Origin of the sequence: Chengkuizengella axinellae (assembly GCF_030730905.1) — a bacterium.
Taxonomy (GTDB): Bacteria; Bacillota; Bacilli; order Paenibacillales; family KCTC-33759; genus Chengkuizengella; species Chengkuizengella axinellae.
Genome location: NZ_JAVAMP010000007.1, coordinates 132,120 through 153,725 on the forward strand (window position 1 = coordinate 132,120; position 21,606 = coordinate 153,725).

At 34.2% G+C, this 21,606-nt stretch carries 21 protein-coding genes, 1 pseudogene and 1 riboswitch; of the genes and pseudogenes, 8 read left to right on the forward strand and 14 right to left on the reverse strand.

The annotated features are described in order from the left end of the window. Positions 1-165: 165 nt before the first annotated feature. Together Q5Y73_RS14685 and Q5Y73_RS14690 are read right to left on the reverse strand one after the other, a co-directional pair. Positions 166-2,232, reverse strand: coding sequence for a right-handed parallel beta-helix repeat-containing protein (locus Q5Y73_RS14685; protein WP_305992662.1), 2,067 nt, complete (start codon positions 2,230-2,232; stop codon positions 166-168). Between the two features lie 110 nt (positions 2,233-2,342). Beyond that, entirely contained in the window at positions 2,343-3,632 is a 1,290-nt protein-coding gene (locus Q5Y73_RS14690; protein WP_305992663.1) for an MFS transporter, read from the reverse strand. Between the two features lie 210 nt (positions 3,633-3,842). Here Q5Y73_RS14690 and Q5Y73_RS14695 point away from each other — a divergent pair, with 210 nt between their 5' ends. Together Q5Y73_RS14695 and Q5Y73_RS14700 are read left to right on the forward strand one after the other, a co-directional pair. Continuing rightward, positions 3,843-4,457 carry a TetR/AcrR family transcriptional regulator gene (locus tag Q5Y73_RS14695; RefSeq protein ID WP_305992664.1) on the forward strand — a complete coding sequence of 205 codons (615 nt, stop codon included), beginning with the start codon at positions 3,843-3,845 and terminating at the stop codon, positions 4,455-4,457. Positions 4,458-4,493: 36 nt separating this feature from the next. Then, positions 4,494-5,261 (forward strand): hypothetical protein, encoded by a 768-nt coding sequence (locus Q5Y73_RS14700; protein ID WP_305992665.1) that lies wholly within the window; start codon positions 4,494-4,496, stop codon positions 5,259-5,261. Between the two features lie 149 nt (positions 5,262-5,410). Here Q5Y73_RS14700 and Q5Y73_RS14705 read toward each other — a convergent pair whose 3' ends face one another. From Q5Y73_RS14705 to Q5Y73_RS14725, 5 genes are all read right to left on the reverse strand, one after another. Continuing rightward, on the reverse strand, positions 5,411-5,779 hold the full coding sequence (locus Q5Y73_RS14705; RefSeq protein WP_305992666.1) for a VOC family protein: 369 nt from the start codon (positions 5,777-5,779) through the stop codon (positions 5,411-5,413). Next, the gene (locus Q5Y73_RS14710; RefSeq protein WP_305992667.1) at positions 5,776-6,816 is read right to left on the reverse strand and encodes an S-adenosylmethionine:tRNA ribosyltransferase-isomerase; all 1,041 of its coding nucleotides are present in this window, start codon (positions 6,814-6,816) and stop codon (positions 5,776-5,778) included. The genes Q5Y73_RS14705 and Q5Y73_RS14710 overlap by 4 nt, the downstream gene beginning before the upstream one ends. Next, on the reverse strand, positions 6,813-7,541 hold the full coding sequence (locus tag Q5Y73_RS14715) for an SDR family NAD(P)-dependent oxidoreductase (RefSeq protein ID WP_305992668.1): 729 nt from the start codon (positions 7,539-7,541) through the stop codon (positions 6,813-6,815). The genes Q5Y73_RS14710 and Q5Y73_RS14715 overlap by 4 nt, the downstream gene beginning before the upstream one ends. A 191-nt stretch (positions 7,542-7,732) precedes the next feature. Beyond that, positions 7,733-8,191, reverse strand: coding sequence for a VOC family protein (locus Q5Y73_RS14720; RefSeq protein WP_305992669.1), 459 nt, complete (start codon positions 8,189-8,191; stop codon positions 7,733-7,735). A gap of 204 nt (positions 8,192-8,395) precedes the next feature. Then, a complete protein-coding gene (locus Q5Y73_RS14725) occupies positions 8,396-9,631 on the reverse strand; it encodes an aminopeptidase (protein WP_305992670.1) in 1,236 nt (411 codons plus the stop codon). A gap of 179 nt (positions 9,632-9,810) precedes the next feature. Here Q5Y73_RS14725 and Q5Y73_RS14730 point away from each other — a divergent pair, with 179 nt between their 5' ends. The 4 genes from Q5Y73_RS14730 to Q5Y73_RS14745 all read left to right on the forward strand — a co-directional run bounded on the left by Q5Y73_RS14730 (position 9,811) and on the right by Q5Y73_RS14745 (position 13,070). Further along, entirely contained in the window at positions 9,811-10,461 is a 651-nt protein-coding gene (locus tag Q5Y73_RS14730; RefSeq protein ID WP_305992671.1) for an ABC transporter ATP-binding protein, read from the forward strand. Continuing rightward, positions 10,454-11,239: an ABC transporter permease gene (locus tag Q5Y73_RS14735; RefSeq protein ID WP_305992672.1), complete on the forward strand. Its 786-nt coding sequence runs from the start codon at positions 10,454-10,456 to the stop codon at positions 11,237-11,239. Before Q5Y73_RS14730 ends, Q5Y73_RS14735 begins: the two co-directional genes overlap by 8 nt. 97 nt (positions 11,240-11,336) lie before the next feature. Further along, entirely contained in the window at positions 11,337-12,026 is a 690-nt protein-coding gene (locus Q5Y73_RS14740; protein ID WP_305992673.1) for a M50 family metallopeptidase, read from the forward strand. A 219-nt stretch (positions 12,027-12,245) separates the two neighbouring features. Continuing rightward, positions 12,246-13,070: a DUF368 domain-containing protein gene (locus Q5Y73_RS14745; RefSeq protein ID WP_305992674.1), complete on the forward strand. Its 825-nt coding sequence runs from the start codon at positions 12,246-12,248 to the stop codon at positions 13,068-13,070. Between the two features lie 92 nt (positions 13,071-13,162). On the opposite strand, the gene Q5Y73_RS14750 is transcribed toward Q5Y73_RS14745, so the two are convergent. Then, on the reverse strand, positions 13,163-13,612 hold the full coding sequence (locus Q5Y73_RS14750; RefSeq protein WP_305992675.1) for a hypothetical protein: 450 nt from the start codon (positions 13,610-13,612) through the stop codon (positions 13,163-13,165). A gap of 411 nt (positions 13,613-14,023) precedes the next feature. Here Q5Y73_RS14750 and Q5Y73_RS14755 point away from each other — a divergent pair, with 411 nt between their 5' ends. Further along, on the forward strand, positions 14,024-14,194 hold the full coding sequence (locus Q5Y73_RS14755; protein WP_305992676.1) for a hypothetical protein: 171 nt from the start codon (positions 14,024-14,026) through the stop codon (positions 14,192-14,194). A gap of 39 nt (positions 14,195-14,233) precedes the next feature. Here Q5Y73_RS14755 and Q5Y73_RS14760 read toward each other — a convergent pair whose 3' ends face one another. Beyond that, positions 14,234-15,127 carry a DMT family transporter gene (locus tag Q5Y73_RS14760; protein WP_305992677.1) on the reverse strand — a complete coding sequence of 298 codons (894 nt, stop codon included), beginning with the start codon at positions 15,125-15,127 and terminating at the stop codon, positions 14,234-14,236. 369 nt (positions 15,128-15,496) lie between these two features. Here Q5Y73_RS14760 and Q5Y73_RS14765 point away from each other — a divergent pair, with 369 nt between their 5' ends. After that, positions 15,497-16,354: an SDR family oxidoreductase gene (locus tag Q5Y73_RS14765; RefSeq protein WP_305992678.1), complete on the forward strand. Its 858-nt coding sequence runs from the start codon at positions 15,497-15,499 to the stop codon at positions 16,352-16,354. Positions 16,355-16,435: 81 nt separating this feature from the next. Here Q5Y73_RS14765 and Q5Y73_RS14770 read toward each other — a convergent pair. The 5 genes and pseudogenes from Q5Y73_RS14770 to Q5Y73_RS14790 form a co-directional block, all read right to left on the reverse strand. Next, positions 16,436-17,028: pseudogene (locus tag Q5Y73_RS14770) on the reverse strand (kinase). A gap of 111 nt (positions 17,029-17,139) precedes the next feature. Then, positions 17,140-18,354: an MFS transporter gene (locus Q5Y73_RS14775; protein ID WP_305992679.1), complete on the reverse strand. Its 1,215-nt coding sequence runs from the start codon at positions 18,352-18,354 to the stop codon at positions 17,140-17,142. Between the two features lie 327 nt (positions 18,355-18,681). Then, positions 18,682-19,491, reverse strand: coding sequence for a MetQ/NlpA family ABC transporter substrate-binding protein (locus tag Q5Y73_RS14780; RefSeq protein WP_305992680.1), 810 nt, complete (start codon positions 19,489-19,491; stop codon positions 18,682-18,684). 22 nt (positions 19,492-19,513) lie between these two features. Continuing rightward, a complete protein-coding gene (locus tag Q5Y73_RS14785; RefSeq protein ID WP_305992681.1) occupies positions 19,514-20,179 on the reverse strand; it encodes a methionine ABC transporter permease in 666 nt (221 codons plus the stop codon). Next, positions 20,172-21,197, reverse strand: coding sequence for a methionine ABC transporter ATP-binding protein (locus Q5Y73_RS14790; protein ID WP_305992682.1), 1,026 nt, complete (start codon positions 21,195-21,197; stop codon positions 20,172-20,174). The genes Q5Y73_RS14785 and Q5Y73_RS14790 overlap by 8 nt, the downstream gene beginning before the upstream one ends. Positions 21,198-21,469: 272 nt before the next feature. After that, positions 21,470-21,578, reverse strand: a riboswitch (SAM riboswitch). Positions 21,579-21,606: the final 28 nt, after the last annotated feature.

Here is a 21,606-nt window from a genome sequence, read left to right on the forward strand (position 1 = left end):
AACAAGAACACTCCTTTCCCATTTTTTGATACTCCATTGTATTCAGTGAGAAATCAAAAGGTATGGACAGGAGTGGAGAAAACAAAAAATCTTTCCTCGATAAGCTCATTTATTCTCATCAAGAAAAGATACTTGCTTCCATTTCTAAATTACTATGTTTTTATATCACTGATTACATATCCCAGGTTGATTACTCGTTTGACAAATATTTTCATCAATGACATTATTCATTCCGTTATCCTCAATATCGGGATTATTCCCTTTTAAACAATTAGAACGAACAGCGTTATTTTGACTATTCATAAATAATAAAATCCCTGCTTCTGTTTGATTTATGATGGTATTGTTATCAATGATATTCTGCGTATCGCCCCCACTAGTTTCCACACCAACTCCTTTATTGTTCTTTAAAATATTGTCTCTGATTCTGTTAGAAAATACAGTAAACATCCCCCTAGTCTCATTATTACATATCCTATTTCCCCAGACTAAATTATTATCTTCTATTCTTATTCCTTCCTCAGGATTACCAATTGCTTTATTCCAAAGAATTAAATTACTATCAGCTGTAAAAATACCATCAGCAAATCGACTATTCAATGCACAATTACCAATAATAAAACCATTATTATCAAAGTCGACTCCATCACCATTATTTCCTTCACTGAAATTATTTAGTGCTAAGTTAAAATCACCTCTAACGCGAATGCCATTCCCAACATTTTCAATGGTCTGGTTACAAACGACATAATTGTTATTCCCGTTCGAAACAATTCCATCGCTTGTATTCCCACAAGAATTACAATTTATAACCAAATTCCTTTCTGAACCAAAATCCATTTCAATACCAGCACGTTGATTATCAAATACATTTAGACATGAAATTATATTGTCTTCACCATCAATTAGAATCCCTCGATTTTCAAATTTTTGGACAGTAAGATTTTCGATTGTTATAAATCTAGCGTCTATGTCAATACCAGTTGCACCAAGCAGATCCGTTCCATCGATAATCGTTTTACCACTACCTGCACCAATGATTCGAATTTTATCCCGATTTCCTCCCATGTTATTAATTAAAAGTGCCTCATTAAAGGTTCCCTTTCCTACTCGAATTGTAAAGCCTTCACTTGGGACGTTGTTTATCGCAGTTTGGATACTCTGACCTTCTTTTACGAAAATCTCGTTATCCTCATTACATAAACCAGGTGGATCACTTGTTGTACAGCGATTAGCATCAAATAATGTTCCCACTCCTTCATCATTTATATCCGGTGAATTTCCTACTAATTGATTGGATCGAATGACGTTATCATCAGCACTAGCATTAATTTGTATGCCCTGATTTACATTATTTTTGATACAGTTATTATCAATGATATTCTCGTCTTGGTTCATTTCAATCATAATTCCTGTGTTTCCATTTTTGAAAAATGTATTATTTTTTGTTCTTTGCTGTCCACCACTTCTAATAAACAGCCCATTTTGATCATTACATCTAATGTCATTTGCCATAAACAGATTTCTAGCACCACGAGTTGTAATTCCATCCCCCTTATTTTTATATATCTTGTTTGCAAATATAAAATTGTCAAGTCCCACAAACAAACCATCACCCTCATTTTTTATGACAGTATTGTTGACAATTATATTATTAGGTTGAGCTGATGAAATTGCAGTACTACCATTACCCTGTATGAAGTTTTTTAAAGCTAAGTTATTATCTCCTCTTAGACGTAGCCCTTCTCTTTGATTGTCTAAAATGCAATTTGTTACTATATAATTATTTTCTGAATCCAGTACAGAAATGCCATCTAATGTATTATTTTTTATTTTTGAGTCTATGATTATATTTCTTTCTCCGTTTTGAAGCCCAGGTTCTATGTTAATCCCGTTGTCTTCATTGCCTGATACATCTACCTTATGAATAATATTGTCGTCCGTACTGATAAAAATGCCAAAGCTAGAAAAATGATTTACTGTTAAATCCTCAATCGTTACAAACGACGATTGAATATTAATCCCTATAGATCCTGCTGGGAGACCTTTACCATCTATTATTGTTTTACCTATACCCTCACCTATAATTCGAATACGGTCTAAACCGGGTAAAACCGTTATCGCTTCGTTACAAGTGATTGCTGCTACTCTGATTGTATCTCCTGGATCTGCAACAAGTAATGCGGCATTTATTGTAGGTGCAATAATACTAGGAACGTTAATTACAGCCATAATAATCCACTTTCCTCTCTGAATAATTATGCTTCATTATATTCAAAAAAAAATAAATGGATTGGACGGGAGTGGAATTTTAGAAAAATACGATGACAACGTTACCTTAATCAAACCTGCTCTACATTAGGACTCACATCATGAACATTATTTTGTTGTAAGTAAATAAATGAGGTTAAACAGATCGCCAGCATGATCAAACCAGACAATATAAATACACCGCCAATTTGAATCCATTGTGCTAAAAACGAACCTAATAAAGGGGCAACAACCAACGCAGTTGTTCCAAATGCACTCGCAGTGCTTGAAACTCTGCCCATTAGATCAGTAGGTGTATTTACTTGAAGTAAAGTCCCATAACAAACAGAGATAACAGCTAAAAACAATCCCATTAGAAACCAAACTATAAGCCATAATATGAGATTAGGAGGTAATATACCAAAACCACCTAAACCCACCAAAGACAAAATCACAGATAAAAACAGAGAGGAATAAATCATTAAAGAGAATTGATTCATTTTTGATCCTAAACGACTTGTCATAATAGCTCCTGCAACAGCTCCAAGCCCTGACACACTCATAAAAAGACCTATAGATTCTTCACTAAACTCCATTTCTTTCGCTAAAAGTACCGCCAGACTTTCAAATAAAAAGATGACAAAGTTTACTCCCGTAATATATAGAATAAGTATGATTAAGATTTTATTTGAAAGAATATACTGAATCCCTTCTTTAAAATCTCGAGAAAAATCCTTCACTTTTGTTTTAAGTTTCTTTTTCTTTTGATCCATCTCGCTTACATTTGTAGTAGAAAGATGCTTTTCATATTTACCTAGAGGAATCATAAAAAGTATAAGTGCAGAAATAAAAAAAGAAATTCCATCAATGACAAACGCAGTTTGTGGCGTTGAAAATACCAATAATAAACTGCCCAAAGCAGGACCGATAATTCTTGAACCTTGAAAGGAAAGCTGACTAAGTGAATTTGCACTTAACAATTGATCATCGGATAGCAATAATTTTATCGAGGTTTGTTTTGCTGGTTCAAACAGTGCACTGAATAGGCCTTTACATACCATAATCAAAACAACAAAATATAGATTCGGTGCAATTAATAAAAATAACACCAAAATGCCCCTAAACACATCACTTAAAATCATGACTGTTTTTTTAGGAAGTTTATCCACAAAGACACCTGCAAAAGGACCAAATATGACCCATGGCAAACCGATAGAAACAGTATAGATAGCTATGGATACAGCTCCTAAATTCCAATGATAAGCAAGCAGCACAATAATGGCTGTCATATCAAACCATGTTCCTATATCCGATATCACTTGTGAAATAAACAAGTGGCGAAAGTTTCTATTTTTTAATGGAGTTACAATGGAATGATTCAAGATGAACACCTCACATTAATTTGATTGATTAATCAATCAAATTATATCACAATCAGCTCTTTTGTGTAAAGCTTAGTATTCCATTAAATTACTTTAAGCTTTACAAACATGGGTTAGCACGCTATATTGAACTTGATAATGAAGTTATTTGCTTTCCAATGATTTCAAAAGAGAAGAAGACTAATCGAGATATATTTTAGGGGGATACTCATGCCAAGACCTAAAGGTGTTACCGACAAATTAAGGGATGAAAAAAAAGAGAAAATATTAACGACTGCCATAGAATTATTTTCAAATGACGGTTATCACAACACTACCATCTCGAAAATCGCACAAGCTTCAGGTGTTAGCTTTGGAATGATTAATTATTATTTTGAAAACAAGGATAATTTGTTCAAAGAGGCTGTCCTTATTCCAATAAATGAACTTAGAAAATCTTATTTCCTAATTCAGAATGTTGATGGTTCTGCTCTAGATCGAATTAGCGAAATGGTAAGATATCAAGTGAGGGAATTTACATACAACAAGCAAAAATTTGCATTAGTTCATTATGTTTTGGGACGTCAAAATAGTTTCCCTGAACTCATGCAGGAGCTCTTCGCCTTTTTTGATGAATCAAGAGATGCTGTCATACCAGTCATTTTAGAGGGTCAGAAAATAGGCGAATTAGATGAGGTTGATCCTGAAACTGTATTTGCTTCTTATTTCTCCTATTTAAATGGGATAGCGATATCCGTTTTTGATCCACCAGACCATCCTTTTTGGGAACAACTGATTCAACAGGGGATTCATTTATTTCACCCTATTCATCCATCCAACAAATGAAGGAATAACCTATATACTATAAAGAAGGCGATTAATTTGAAGACTGCAAAACTAACTATGAATGTCCTATTATTGCTGTTAATAACATTAGTCGTAATAGGATGCAGCAATAAACAAGAAACTTTATTGGAGGTTCATGGTACTGACTTTACTTATAGCGAGTATTTTAAAGATGTTGATCTGCTTGACAAAAGGAAAAGTGGAGCTTATTATCAACCTCTTCCATTTGAGGATATGATGTCCTATATTCCAGATTCAATGAAGAATAATATAAATCTAATTGATAAACAAAACATACCTTTTGAAATAAATGAAGAAACAGCCTATCTTGTTACATCAAAAGATATAGACGGAAAGTTGCAGCATCAAGTACAATACACTTATTTACACAATTCTTCATACGGAAGACCAAAGGAATTTTTAATCATTTCTGTCACGGAGATTGATGAAAACCCACTTGCAAAATATGATTCTTCAAAGGAAAAACATGATATTTTTGGAAATGAAATCATCAAAGCGGATTTAATAAACGGCTATCCTATATTCCATAAAGTTACTAGTACGAATGGTGGACTTGTGTATAAATACTATGGCTACAACAAGGAAGAAAATAGAGTTTCAATTACAGTTACCTCTGCAAATGAATTATATAGCTATTACAATGGACATGTTTATCATGTGGGGTATTTAATTAACGGAAATAAATATAACAAAGAGATACAAGAACAAATCCTAGCATTAACACGTGATTTTATTTTAGGAGAAAACAATAAAGAGAATCTAACTTTCAGTGGGAGTTTTTAATCTCCCGCTGAAAGTTAGATGACCTTATCAGGTGAAATGATGATGTTATCTCCCCTTTGAAGAAGAGGGAGTCTTACAGCATGAGAACGTGATAAAGAATCAAACTGATGTTGGACAATCCCCCTTCAGTTTGATTCTAATCCTCTTTTTTAACATTGCATAAATTCAAGTATTTCACCATCATACCCTTTCACAAATATTGTCCGCCATCCATTTTCCAAGTTGAAGGGACCTTCTGTAATTATTAATTTATTCTCTGTAATCCAATCTAAAATTCCACTCCAACTTTCCACTTCAAAAGCTAAATGCATCTGCTTATCATTACTTGACTTATTAAGTGCTCCTTCAACTTCATAAAGCTCTAAACGCAAATGCTCTCTTACTAAAAACACCACTTCCTCACCTTGAAAATCTATTGATTTCTCTACTGTGAACCCTAGTGTTTTGTAAAATTCTACTGAACGTCTTAAGTCACTTACTTCAATCGCCACATGATGAATGTTTTTGATATTGTTCATAGTATTAAATTCATATCACCAAACTCATGCCATAAATAGGACTCATTAATAGCTTGATGATATGCCCCCATCAGATTTTCCTCGTCAATAAATGCGGATAACAGCTGTAAGTGGCTAGCTTCAGGTTCATGTAAACCTGTTATTAACCCATCGACAACTTTGAGCGGGTAGTTCTTCGTAATGTACAGATTCGTCCAGCCTGATTTTTCGATTAAATCGCCATGTTTATTTACTGCTGTTTCAAGTGCTCTAACTACGGTAGTGCCTACTGCTACAACTCTCCCGCCAGTTTCTTTTGCTTTTTGAATAAGTTCAACTGTTTCAGTAGGAATTTGGTAACTTTCTGTATTTTCGGACGGCGCTTGATGATATTTATCATCCAACAAATAACTTAATCCTGTATGAAGTTGTATAAAGGCTACTTTCACTCCTTTACGCTGTAATTTCAGAAGCAGCTCCCAGCTAAAAGCACGACCAGCAGAAGGCATCTCAACAGAACCTGGCACAGAAGCATATACCGTCTGGTAATAATCCAATCCCCACTCCCCTTCAATATATTCATAACGAACTGGTTCTCCTAAGTTATAGATTTCGTTATATAGTTGAGCATTTGACAATGAAAATTCTAATATATAAAAAGGTTCTCTCGTACCATTTATGATAATTGTTGCAGATAGCTTTGATGAAAAATTCAACCGATCTCCTTCCACTACATTTTCAGACACAATCAAGGCTTCCCAACGATCTTCAGATTTTCTGTGTGCTAATCGAATTTCTACTTTAGGATCGATCATTTTGTTACTTCTCAGCTGTTTTGCATTTAGTATAGCGGGAACAGTTCTACTATTGTTTAAAACTAGTACATCTCCCTTTTTCAAATATTGATCTAGATTAAAAAATGTGGAATGATCTACTTCTCCATTATTTTTATTTAAAACCATCATGCGTACAAAATCTCTACGAATCCCTCTTCTCTCAGGCGGTTTGGCTGCATTCAATTGTTCCGGTATCTCAAACTTCATCGCTAGAGCATTCATGATATCTCACCTTCCTCCACAAATTGTTGAGCACTTAATCTTTTTCCATTCATAGGATTAGATTCTTCTGAAGCAAGATAAATAAATATATCTGTTAAATCATTTGGATCCGCTAATTCATAATCCGTATCTGGTACAGCCAAAGCATGCATCTCAGTATCCATCTCTCCAGGATCAACCATATTCACTCTAACCCCAGTACCATCTACTTCATCAGCCCATGTTTCTGTTAATCCCTCAATAGCAAACTTTGAAATACCGTAAGCTCCCCATCCAGCATATCCTACATTTCCTGCTTCTGAGGTTACATTGATGATAGAACCTTGGTTACGCTGGAGCATTCCTGCTATAACTCTACGAGTGACTAAAAAAGGGCCAACCGTATTTACTTTCAACACCTGTTCAAAATCTTCTTCAGGGAAATCCAACAAATATGGCATTGGACTTGGACCTAGAATAGATGCATTATTAATGAGTACATCAATATGTCCAAAAACATCCTCTGTTAGAGCTACAAATCGTTCTACATCCCGTGAATTAGAAGCATCTGCTTTCACCGCCAAAACTTGTATATTAAACTGTTTTAGTTCATTGTGAATAGCATCCAATGCTTCCTGCCCTCTAGCGCAAATGGCTAAATCAGCACCTTGCTTCGCAAAAGCTAAAGCTAATGCTTTACCTAGACCTTTTGATGCACCTGTAATCATAACGACTTTGTTTTTCATTTCAAACACTCTCCTTTGTTTTTATCGTAATTTAAGTTTACATTCATAAGGTAAAATAAACGTCGGGAAGAGGTTTGAAATGCTTCTACTCAATTGGACTAAACATTTCCTACTACTAAAGATGTAGTTCATATAGTCAGACATTTTCTCATAAATACAAAATAAAGACGCTGGTTAGCCTCCTTATTGGCTTATTCTTTTTCTTTCCATTCACTTAAATAAGATTTGTTATCTACATTTACGTTTGCATCATCAATTTGTAGTGGCGTGATCAATTCAAGTGAATTTCCGTCTGGATCATGGAAATAAATCGCTGCATGAGTATGTGGTTTATTCAATAAAATAATAGGCTCTTTAGGTGGAATGCCAAACTCTTCACGAACTTCAATCCCTCTGTCCATCAACCAGTGTTTTGCTTTTCTTATATCATCTAAATCAACTTGAAAGGCAATATGTCTTAAAGATGGATGATATGGTGTGTTGACTTTGTCGGTTTTCCATAATCCTAACCAACTCTTCTCTTTTTCTATCCAAAAAAATACAACTTTCTCACTTTCACTTGCTAATTCTAATCCGATCTTTTCATAAAACTCTATCGAACGAGTTAAATCTTTAACAGGTAGATGAGCCTCATAGAGTCCTTTGATCATTCAACAACACACCCTTCAATAGAAATGATTCTTTTAATATAAAGATAAGTAACATGATTCACATCAGTAATCTTCTCATACTCTTTAGACTATTTACAAAAAAAATAACCCCTAAAAGAGGTTATTAATTCATTTTGAAAAACATCTCCAGCGATTTCATATTTATAATCATGTCCCTATCTATGTATCAGGTTCTTTTCAGTATTAAATAACCCAGTTCCCTGCACGGAAGATCGGTTCTACCAAACCATCCTCTGTTTCACCATCAATATCCAACTCTGCAGATCCAATCATGAAATCAACATGTGTCAGACTTCTATTAAATCCCATTGCATCAATGTCCTCTTTGCTTTTTTCTTCCACATTTTCAATACACATTTGAAGTGCATTTCCTAAAGCAATATGACATGATGCATTCTCATCATACAAAGTGTCATAAAACACTAAATTAGAATTTGAAATTGGAGAATCATAAGGAACTAAAGCCACTTCTCCTAAAAATTTTGCACCCTCATCAATGGACAATATGTTTTTTAATATGTCATAACCCTCTTCTGCTTTGAAATCTACTACCTTACCCTCTTTAAATGTCAAGCTAAATTGATTGATTAACTTTCCACTGTAAACCAAAGGTTTTGTGCTGGTTACAGTCCCGTTTACACCATCTTTATGAGGAATTGTAAACACTTCTTCTGTTGGTATATTAGGTACAAACTTTGTTCCTTTCAAATTGGTGAAGTTTGCACACATCCACTTATGATCCTTATGTAGTTCAATGGTTAAATCTGTACCAGGTGCTTTATAGTGAAGTTTTTTATATTTTTTCTCATTCAAAAGTTCAGCTCTCGTTTCTAAACCTTCAATGTGCTCCTTCCAACCATCTACAGGATTTTCCTGATTGATTCTTGTAACTTCAAACATGGCATCCCATAATTTCTCTACTGCTTCTTCTTCAGTTAACTTTGGAAACATAAGCTTTGCCCATTCTGGAGATGGATAACTAAGCAATGTCCAGCTAATTCTCCCTGTTGATATATAATTTTGTGAATATTCTTTACTCTCTATACGACGTACTTTGTCAACCATTGCAACACGATCAGGATCAATATCCTTTAACAATTCTGGATTTTTAGGTCGGATACTTAAAAAAGCCGCATTGTTGTCCGCCATCTCAAGGATCCCTTTGGTCTTCCACGAAGGAAATGCCTTTAATCCTTCATCAGATGCCAATTGATACTTTAATAAATCGACTTCATCATCAACATAGTCCACTAACACTTGTCTAGCTCCTGCCAAATATGCGTGTTTTACTAACTTTCGCGTAAAATTTGTTGCATAGACTGGGACGCTAATATATACATCCTGCCCCTTTTGTACATTCAAACCTACTTTTACCACTGTTTCTGCATATTTATCTAGTTTGTTTTCAAATTCACTCAATGAGATAACCTCCTTATAATTCTACCTTTAACTCCCTCATTCTTACATTATCATATCCTATTCCACTAAGCACTTTACTAAGATAAATATTCCCTGCGTTCATAAAGTTGAACATTATTTTTTCAAATATAAAAATGATATAATCAAGCTATACTCCATTAATTGGAAAGGATGACCTTATGTTTCAGCTTAAAGATGTGAAAGTCGACCCTATCTTGAATATTAAAGCTCTACATTTTGAACAACGAAGAATCACAAGTATTATCGGAAAAAGTGGAAGTGGAAAATCCACCTTATTAAAATTGCTGAATCATCTAATTAGTTATGATAATGGAATTATTCAATACAATGGACAGGATATCAGCACAATGGATCCCATTCAATTACGTCGTGAGGTAGTCATGTTGTCACAAACTCCTTCTATATATGATGGTACAGTAAAAGACAACTTACTAATTGGCTTAAAGTTCAGTGAGAAAGATACCGATTCGATCCATGATCAACAGTTGCATGATCTTTTAGAAAAATTTGACCTTCATAAAAAACTAGATGAAAATGCAGATGATCTTTCTGGCGGGGAAAAGCAGCGCCTTGCTTTTGCGAGAATTATTTTAATGGACCCTCCTGTTTATTTACTGGACGAGCCAACTTCAGCTTTAGATGATGAAACAGCGGATGAAGTGATGGAGCGTTTTTTCCAATTTATCAAATCGAATCAAAAAACAGTAATCATGGTTACCCACTCCTTAAAAGTTGCAGAAAAATTTTCAGATAAAATCGTTGATATAACTAATATAAATGATAAAGAAATGAGTGTGACCCATGGATAGCATTCAAGATATCACTTTAGTACAGCTATTTACTTCGTATATTTTTATATTGATATTAATTGCAATCGTAAAATGGTTAGGTATTCGAAGGGAAAAAGAAATTTTAATAGCCTCCTTTCGTATGAGTATTCAATTAGCGCTTGTAGGTTATCTTTTAACTTATGTTTTTGAAAATCCAAACCCATTCATTACGGTATTCATCATCTTATTTATGCAGGCGTTTGCCGTATATAATGTATACAATAGGGTGAAAACAAAGATTTCTACAGAGCTCAAAAAAATTATTGCATTTGCTTTATTTTTAGGAACCACTTTAAGTATGCTTTATTTTGATTTTATCGTCATACAATTTACTCCATGGTATGATCCACGTTATTTCATTCCAATTGCTGGTATGATCATTGGGAATTCTATGACTGGAATCACATTAGGAATCTCAACATTGATGGATGGAATGCACAGCAAAAGACAATACATAGAATCCTCATTAATGCTCGGGGCTACGCCAAAAGAAGCTTCACGATTTATAGTTAGACAATCTTTTGATGCAGCTATCTTGCCAACAGTGAATAGTATGGTGGGCACAGGTATTGTGTTTCTGCCAGGTATGATGACAGGGGTAATTTTATCCGGTGCTGATCCAATGATTGCCATCAAATACCAAATTGTTATTTTACTTGGAATAACAGCAAGTGTCTCGCTTTCCATTTTGTTATTATTGCAACTAGGGTATAAAACTTTTTACAATAATAAAGCACAATTAAAAAAAACTACCTGATATTCTTCCCAATACTTTATGACAGATTATGATCAACTTACGCATATACTTATATAAGCAAAGTTATACGACGGATCTCAAAAGGAGTACAAAAATAATGAGGTTAAAAATCATTTACATGTCTATTCTCACTATCATCTTAATGTACGTGCCTTTTGTAGGTACGTTCCTTAGAGTTACAAATACGATGATTCACGAAACAGGGCATGCTCTTATTACTCAATTTACTAATGGTGAAGTGACCAAAATTGAATTATTTTCGAATCTAGAAGGGGTAACTTTCACAAGGTATTCTCTTTGGATCGGGGGGTTTTTATCTGGTATCGGCGGGTATGTATTTGCCTCCATGATGGCATTCATATTTATCTGGTTATGGAATAAAGGAAAATACAAATGGATGATTCATATCTTATTGTATATTTCTTTGATTAACCTCATATTTTGGGTAAGAAATCTATATGGTGTCCTTTGGCTGTTCTGTTTTATCCCTTTTTTAATTTATTTTCTCATGGAAAAAAGCCAAAAGTTTTTAGAAAATGTCACCCTAATTCTCTCCATTCTACTGCTCACAACTTCATTTTTCTCAACTGTAGACATTCTAGTATTAAGTCTCATTTCTCCAAGCAGAGCTGGAGATGCTGCATTTTTAAATTCAGTGACATACATTCCGACTTTGGTATGGGGAATCTTATTCTTTTTTCAAGCTCTATGTTTTGCTTATTTATCCATTAAAGTTTTAATGCCTAAAAAAAGTAAAGTCATCAATAAAAGTTCAATACAATATTAATATTCAATACACATGTTATGATCAAGAGAACTAGAGGAAATTCATCCCCTAGTTCTTTTCATGTGTTCATTTCTTACCGAATATATCAAAAGAAACACCTTTAACTTCACCTATCTAAAATGTTACAATGAAACAGGCAACCAATAGAAAACTATAAGACAGGTTTTATTTGTTTTCATTTATACTAAAAGTAATTACATAAGGTTAGGTGTGGTGAGTTTGGACTGGAAAAATTTATATAAAGGTTTTTTAATGGGAACAAGTGATATTATCCCTGGAGTCAGTGCTGGAACTATTGCTGTTGTCGTCGGTGTATATGATAAAGTATTAGAATCTATAAATGGAATATTCAGCAGAGAGTGGAAAAGACATCTCCTATTTTTATTACCCATTGCAATCGGAATGTTGGCTGCTATCGGGTTTTTAAGCAATATAATGGAATTGTTATTAGAACAATTTCCACAGCCTACATTCTTTTTCTTTTTAGGTTTGATTATTGGGATTCTTCCCTTTTTGTTTATTGAGGCTGGTGCCAAAACAAACTTTACAGCCAGACACTATATCCTGTTAATCATTTTTGGAATCGCTATTGCATCTATGAGATTTTTTCAGGAAGAATCAAACGCAGCCATTTGGGATACAATTGGACCTACTGAATTAGTTTTATTATTTTTATCTGGCTGGATGGCTAGTTCTGCAATGATTTTACCTGGTGTAAGTGGTTCATTCCTACTATTGCTTTTTGGAGTCTATCCTACAATTATACGTGCTGTATCTGATTTTGATCTAGTTATACTTGCAGTTGTAGGACTTGGGGTTATTCTAGGCCTCGCTATTATGAGCAGACTGCTGCATTATCTTATTTCTAATTTTTCTACAATGATGTACGCTATTATCATAGGAATGGTTTCGGGTTCTACTATTGTTATTTTCCCAGGTCTGGATGGAGAGATATTGCTCAGTTTAATAACTCTTTGTTTGGGACTTGCTGCTGCTTATGCTTTAGGGAAAATTGAACATTCCAGCAAATCAAAAAAGTTATAAATTGTTATGTTATAAAAAAGATATATTGCATAAATAAAAACATCTCAACCACTTAATGGAATGAGATGTTTTATTTTGGTCTTTTCTTTATTCTAAATATTCTCATCAATACTTTCATCATAATTTATGAGATGATCAATAACGGAGTCAAGCATTTCATTTGACCTCATATCATCAAATTTCCTTAGCACTTTATTGAATTTATTACCAAAAACAAAGATCAAATTTCTTTTCCATTCAAGGGTACTATCAGGAAAGTAGGCTTCAACTAAATTCACATAATCATTCATCATTTCAGAAGGTTCAACTTTGTTAACAACATACACACAACCCTCATCTATCTGATTATTAATGACACCATACATGATGACTGGTTCATAGGTAAAATAACAACCAAAAATGATTTGACAAGGAGCGTTATTCTCCTCTTCTTCATCTTTGGCAATCGTCCTATGAAATTTAGGAATTGTTACAGCGGGTTTTGAATTCATAATCTCATGTAACTCCGTTAAGATATTCTCAAACGATCCTATCACTTCCATTCCTTCATCCTCTCCTCTCCAATAGATTAAATAAATCCGGGGATACCGAAAGAAGCATACTTGAAGATCGTTAACATGGATCATACATTCATAAGAATCAAAACACTTTCAAGGAACAAAACCTTCCTTAATTTATTATATCATAATATTCAGAAAATTTACTAAAATAGCCTCATTTATATGGACCAACTGTTAAAAATAGTCAAGCACACAGTACTCACGGAGAAACTCGAATAATGCGCCATGCATATGGGGAGGTACAATATTACGTCCATTGCTGCTAAGAACTCAAATAAGAAAGGAATAACCCAACTTATATAGAAATACTTATACTAAAGGATATTTTACAAAACATTGTTAAAGTTTAAAAGTCATGAATATTAATAAAGAATGAAATGGGAGGGTCTTCAAATGAGAGTCGCAAAAGAAAAAAGCTCGTATAAGTACGTATCCAATGGCATTACATTTGGATCAGCATTGGCTATAGCAATATCTTGGAGCATTCATAAATCCATTATCTGGGCGATTATACACGGCATCTTTAGTTGGCTATACGTTCTTTATTATGTAATAACTAGGTGAATCAAACCTCTGTTGAGACTTAGAATTCATTAACTGAATCTAAGTCTTTTTCATTCTAGTACTATATAAAATCCCGATAATCACCAGTAACATACCCATCACATGACCTAAAGTAAGCTTTTCATCTAAAAATAAGTAAGAACATAACAAAGTTGATAAAGGTAATACGGCTGTAAAAACACCGGCTACATTCCCAGAAACATTCGAAACCCCATTATACCAAAGGAAAAATGCAAGAACGGTTACTATGATTGCAAAATAGATGACATAAAACCAATCTTTCATGGTCGGTTGAATAAAATCAAATTTCATTGCCTCGTAAATGGAGAACGGTAAAAATAAAAGAAACCCAAAAAAAGAAACAAAGGTTGAAATAGCTACTGGACTCAATTTATTCGAAAGTAATTTACCTAAAATCGTAAATATAGCTTCTCCAGTCACTGCAACAAGAATCAATAGATTACCCCAAATAGGAAAATAACCATTTGCGCTACTTTCCCCGCTGCCAAGGTTTATTGCTAAAATTCCACATACAGCAAACAATATCCCCATTAGAATGTTTCTAGTTATTTTTTCTTTTAATATCATGTATGAAAATAGAGCAATAACCATTGGAGTTGCACTTGTAATCACCCCACTATCTAGTGCTGTTGTATATTGAACTCCATATAATAAACAAACACTGAACAAAAATACACCCGTGAAAGATTGAAGAAACAGGACTAAATACTGCTTCTTTGTTAACTTCGGTATACCTCCTTCCAATATAAACAGCAAGAAAAACAATAGCACTGAAGCTAATCCAAAACGAATCCCTGAAGCTAAAAAAACAGGGATACTCTGCACCATTAATTTTCCAATCACAATGGAACTTCCAACAATAAACATGGCAGAAGTAAGATAAATATAAGGCATTAAATTCCTAAACGACATCTGATGAACACCTACTTTTTTAAAAACAAATGTAACACCTTAAATGGGAAAAGTTAAGCACCACTGTTTAGGTATTTTCATAGTACCATTGATTAAATACTTATTTACCAATCCACTTGACTTAGAGTTAACTCTAAGGTTTATAATCAATTCTAAAAGTAAAAACAATAAAGAGAACATATGGTATAACAAATCGGTAAAGGACAAACTGACACAGTAATTAATAAAGAAATCTGATAAAGGAAAGGATAACGAGTGCCAAATCATTCGTTTTTATCAAACATAAAGCAAACTAAAAAAGAAATAGATTGTACAATATCGATTTTAGTGCCAGTTAACATGTAATAAAAAAAGAAAGAAGGATGAATAATGGAAAAACAAATCGCGGTCATTACAGGAACTTCGACAGGTCTTGGTCTTACATTAACACAAAAATTAGCAAATGAAGGTTGGAAAGTCTATGCGACAATGAGGAATTTGGAAAAAGGACAATCCATTCGAGACTTACAACAATCAGGGTTAAGCGTTGAACTGCTGCAGTTAGATGTACAGTCACAAGATTCAGTTGATAAAGCCATTCAGACGGTAATCGACCAAGAAGGACAAATTAACTTATTAGTGAATAATGCAGGAATTGGATATATTAAAACGACCGAACAATCTACTGAAAAAGAATATACAAATGTGTTTGATATTAATACTTTTGGAGCAATTCGCTGTACAAAAGCTGTCCTTCCGCACATGCGTGAGAGAAAACAAGGAAAAATTGTAGCCATTTCTTCAGTAGGTGGTTTAGTGGGACAACCATTAAATGAAATCTACTGCGCATCGAAGTTTGCTTTGGAAGGTTATTATGAAAGCCTCGCTACTTATGTAACTCCTTATTTCGGAGTAGAATTCATGATTGTTGAACCAGGTGGAATTTCATCTGAATTTGCGAATAGCGTTCTTGCCGGTATGGCTAGTAATGGAGGTTTCTACAAGGATGATTTTGAACCTGTTGTTAATGACTATATGGGAACAAGATCAGAACGATCAGATGGTAATATTTATCAAACCCCTTCTGAAGTTGCAGATGTAGTCCTAACTCAATTAAAAACGAATCCATTTCCTTTACGAGTTAGAACATCTGAGTGGGCTGAAGATTTCTGCCAATATAAAACAAAAGAAGATCCGACAGGTTTAATTCAAACAAAAAATGTTGTAAAACAAATGTTAGGGAAATAAACATAAAGCCTAATTTCCATCAGTGGGAGTTTTCTCTCATTTCCCACTGATAAATTTTTTCAAAATAGTTTATTTTTAATATTATCCTTTTAAAACCATATCTGCCTTCTTTTCAGGAGATTCTGTGTTCAAATAATACTCCTCCGCCATCCAATATCTATTTTTAAACTTTGTAATGTTCTTTTGTGTCTCTTCATTCTCGCGATGAAACCTTTTATCCCTAGGACAGTCCAAATATACTAAATAATCAAAGAAGCCCCTCCACTCTTTACGCTGCAGAAAAACACCTTCAATTACGATCACACCATCATGAGGCAATTTTATTTGTTTCATAAGATGATCATCGGATTGATCAAGATAATATGGAAGACTCAGTTCATTTTCATATTTCATCTTTTCAAAAAAAGAGAACTCAATCCATTAACATCCCACTGTAAATGATAATATTCGTACCATTCATCGTACCCAGTATGATATCGTTTTTTACGCTCAACAATATGATCATCAATATGAAAAACATGAAACGAAATGTTCTCTTCTTTCAAGCAGTGACTTAGCTTTTGCACAAGCGTCGTTTTACCTGAACGACTTAACCCGTCGATCCCCAAAATGAACCGATTCCCACCCTCAGCAGTATTTATCACATTCAATAGTTTTTTTATATTATAATCCATAACAAATCCCCCATGTTCAATTCTCATTTTCTAAAAAGAAAAAGGGTCAAATCCACTACAGACTTAACCCTCATTTTTTAGATTTATTCTTTACTTTATTTTATCAAACCATTAAGCATCGATTCTTCTAAACTGTTTTCTGAAAATGATAGATACTATGCTAGATAAAAATGTAATGGCTGCAGCGATAACAAATACACTTCTAACTCCTAACATATCTGTTAAATAACCAAAAAGCAAAGTGGATACAGCAAAAGTAAACGTCAGCATCGCATCTTGAGCTGAATAGACTTTAGGCAAAATCTCATGATCTGCACTAAATTGGACAATGGTCTGCTGAGCAATGGATTTGAACTGTAGTGATATCCCTATACTAATAGAAATTACTAATGCTAACCATGGAGCACTTAACAAACCAAACCATAGTGTAAATCCAGCATATAACAAACAGCCTAACATGATAAACAAATAAAGATGCTGCTTAATGATTTTTTCCATTCTAAAACTAAACATTCCACCAATGATTAAACCAATGAAGAATGTAGCATTGATATAACCCCACCAAGCTTCACTTTTTTGTATTACTTCTTCCACATAAATATATAAAATAGCAGCGATCCATACGACGCCTGCAATTGAATCTAATATATCAATTAACGTAATTCCTTTAAGGGACGGTTTGTGCCAAATCGTTGTCCATCCTTCCTTGAAAGACTCCCACTGTGTTTTAGATTTCGTATCTTCCTCAGAAGTCACTGTTGGGTCATTCAACAAAGACATCAAAATACTAGAAGCAACAAACAACATAAACGTAATAAATATGAGTAAGTCATTTCCTAGCACTGCAACGATGATCCCACTAATCGCCCATCCGCCTAGTTGAACAGATTGATCTACAATAGATAAAAAGCTATTTGCTTTCACTAATTCCTCTTTATCAACAATTCTTGGTAACATTGCATTTCGAGCCGGGTTTGCCCAACCATCTAAAAAAGCAATGATCGATGCAAACAAAAATAATAGAAATATATTTTCTAAGTGTAGACCAGAAAAAAGAATGATGGTGAAAACAAGAAGTAAACCTGTTTTAACCGATTGAGAAGTGACCAATACAGACTTTAAGCTTAGTCGATCTAAAACCCAAGGAGCAGCAATCCCTCCAAAAAAACGGCTAAAAGCAATGACAAACGGTACAAAAGCCATAAAAGCTGCGGAGCCTGTCACATAATAAACCGTTGTAATCATTGAAACAATATAAAAAACATCTCCTAAATTAGCCAATGCTTGACCAGCCCATAGGAAATGAAACGATAATCTATTAGACATCGTCAATCTATCCCCTTCCAATATTCAGTTTTAAGTTTTTTGTTAAGGAATAGATATTTTTACACCGGAGCACCTCTCTAAACAATTTAAAAACAATTATACATAATTTACAAGAAACCGTCCACAGGATATTAAGTCTACATACAGGAAGAAAAGTGATACTCCCGTATAAATAGAAAAAAGCTTCTTTCACATGGTTGTGAAGAAGCTTTTCAAACTTAGAAAGGATGTGTATGCTGTGAAGATCCAATAACAAATTAATTTATTATCGATCCATACACCATCTTATGTTGTTTAACTTAAAAATGTTACTGATTGATTCTAAAATTATTCAGAAACAGGAACAACTGAATTGTTGTACTCTTCTAAGATAAAGCTTTGAATTTCCTCTGAACGAAGAACTTCAACTAAGGTTTGGATCTCTTCGCGTGTTTCATCCCCATTTCTTACCGTGATGATGTTTACATAAGGAGATTCTGATCCTTCAAGGGCAATTGCATCTTCAACAGGGTTCAACCCAGCATCAATTGCATAGTTTGTGTTGATTAAAACTGCATCCCCTTCACCATTGTTATATACTTGCGGTAAAAGTCCTGCTTCAATATCTGCAGTAAACTCAATGTCTCTATAATATTCAACAATATCTTCAATTGTAGCTTCTGTTATATTCACTGATTCATCTACTTTAATTAATCCTTCATTTTGCAATAAAGCTAAGAAGCGTCCATGATCAGCTACAGAATTACTCATAATGACTTCAGCACCATCTGGTAAATCAGCTAAGCTTTCATATTCCTGAGAATAGACACCGATTGGTTCAATATGAATCCCACCAGCATTGACAAAATCATATCCATGATCCGCAATTTGACTTTCTAAGTATGGAATGTGTTGAAAATAGTTTGCATCTAATTCTTTTTCAGCTAACGCTTTGTTAGGCAGAACATAATCTTGGAATGTAATAATTTCTAATTCAATCCCTTTTTCCTCTAGAATCGGAGCTGCTTTCTCTAAAATTTCAGCATGAGGTACATTGGATGCCCCAACAACTAATTTACTTTCTGCGCTATCGCTGCCACAAGCAGCTAATGCTAATACAAATGTCAATATTACAACTGATAATAATACTTTCTTCATGATTTCTCTCTCCCCTATTTTTTTATCTTTTATCTATTTTTGAAGTGACATAGTCACCTACAAACTGAATTATAAATACAATCATTAATATTAATATTGTAGCTACCCATGTATAATCATATTGGGAACGTTGATAACCAAATAAATAAGCTAAATTCCCTAATCCACCTGCACCTATTACACCAGCCATGGCAGTATAACCTACTAGAGCAATTGCAGTTACTGTAATACCTGATACAAGCGCTGGCATAGCTTCTGGTAGAAGCACCCTCCAAATAATTGTGGTAGTTTTTGCACCCATCGCTCTTGCAGCTTCAATTACACCTTTATCAATTTCCTTCAATGCAATCTCCACCATACGTGCATAAAACGGAGCAGCGCCTATAATTAAAGCAGGTAATGCAGCATTTTGACCTAACATTTTGCCAATTAAAATTATAGTAAAGGGAATTAAAAGAACAATTAATATGATAAATGGAATGGATCTAAATATATTAACAATAGCTGCAACAATAGCATGGATGATTTTATTTTCATATAAATTACCCTTTGACGTTAGAAACAACATTAAACCTAATATAATCCCAAGAATAAAAGTGGCGAATACAGAAACACCAGTCATATATAAAGTCTCAAGTGTAGCTTCATATACCTTTTCCCACCGTATATTAGGAAGCAACTCACTCATGGCTCAACACCTCCGCCTTCACCTTCTGCTGACGAATATATTGAATCGCCTGCTCTACTTCTTTGATATCCCCATCCACATGTACAAACATCGTTCCAACTGCTCCCCCATGCGTTTGAGAAACCTTTCCTTGCAATATATTAAAGTTAACATCAAATTTCCTGATCACATTTGTGATTAAGGGCATCTCAGCTGTATCCCCTACAAAGGTTAATTGAATAACTTTTCCTTCTGGATGTTGAGATAATAAGTTCTCGATCATTTCGTTAGAAGATTCAGGTTCAATCACTTGATTCACAAACCTTTTTGTCATAGGTTGCTCAGGGTTTTCAAATACGTCTAGTACATTTCCTTCCTCAACTACTTCTCCATCCTCCATCACTGCAACACGATGACATATTTTACGGATGACATGCATTTCGTGAGTAATGAGTACGATGGTTAACCCAAGTTTCTGATTGATATCTACTAAAAGCTCTAAAATAGAATCTGTGGTTTGTGGGTCTAACGCTGAGGTAGCTTCATCGCATAATAGCACCTTCGGTTTATTCGCGAGTGCTCTTGCGATACCCACACGCTGCTTTTGACCACCACTTAATTGTGAAGGATAAGCTTTCTCTCTTCCTTCTAATCCTACAAGCTTAATCAATTCTTTCACGATTTTTGATCTCTCTTTTTTAGACATGCCAGCAATTTCTAGTGGAAAAGAAATGTTCTCCTCAACTGTTCTAGACCACAATAAGTTAAAATGCTGAAAGATCATACCAATCTCTTGACGAGCTTTTCTCAATTCGCGCCCACTGATGTGATTGATTTCTCTATTAGCAACCATGATTGTCCCTTTAGTAGGGGTTTCTAAGCCATTTAACAGGCGTATTAAGGTACTTTTCCCAGCCCCGCTATAGCCTATAATGCCAAAGATTTGACCTTTATTAATATTCATATCTACATTTTTAACAGCTGTCACTGTACTGTCTTTTAATTCATAGATTTTTGTAACTTGTGATAGTTTAATCATGACGATTCACCAGCCTAAAAGTTTAGAAAAAACTGTCCATTGATGTTTTAACTTGATGTGCTATCTAGAAAGACAGTTTATTTTCCATATATTATATATTTATAACTAACCTATATCGTATTGAATAACTCATCCAAGGGAATGCAATCCCTTCATAGAATCAAATAAATTCTCTATCGGTGATCTTTGGAAGATGTCGTCGAGTCCTTCTATAGAAACTAAAAAACCTTCCTGCATGAGCAGAAAGGTTAATTCATCTATCGTTTACCTTTCTCTCATCTTCCAAAGTTTACACTTTGTGCGAATTGGCACCATTTCAATTCGTCAATTGACGGTTGCCGGGTTTCATAGGGCACATCCCTCCACCTCTCTTGATAAGAGCAGTTCAATTATGAAATTATGATATTTA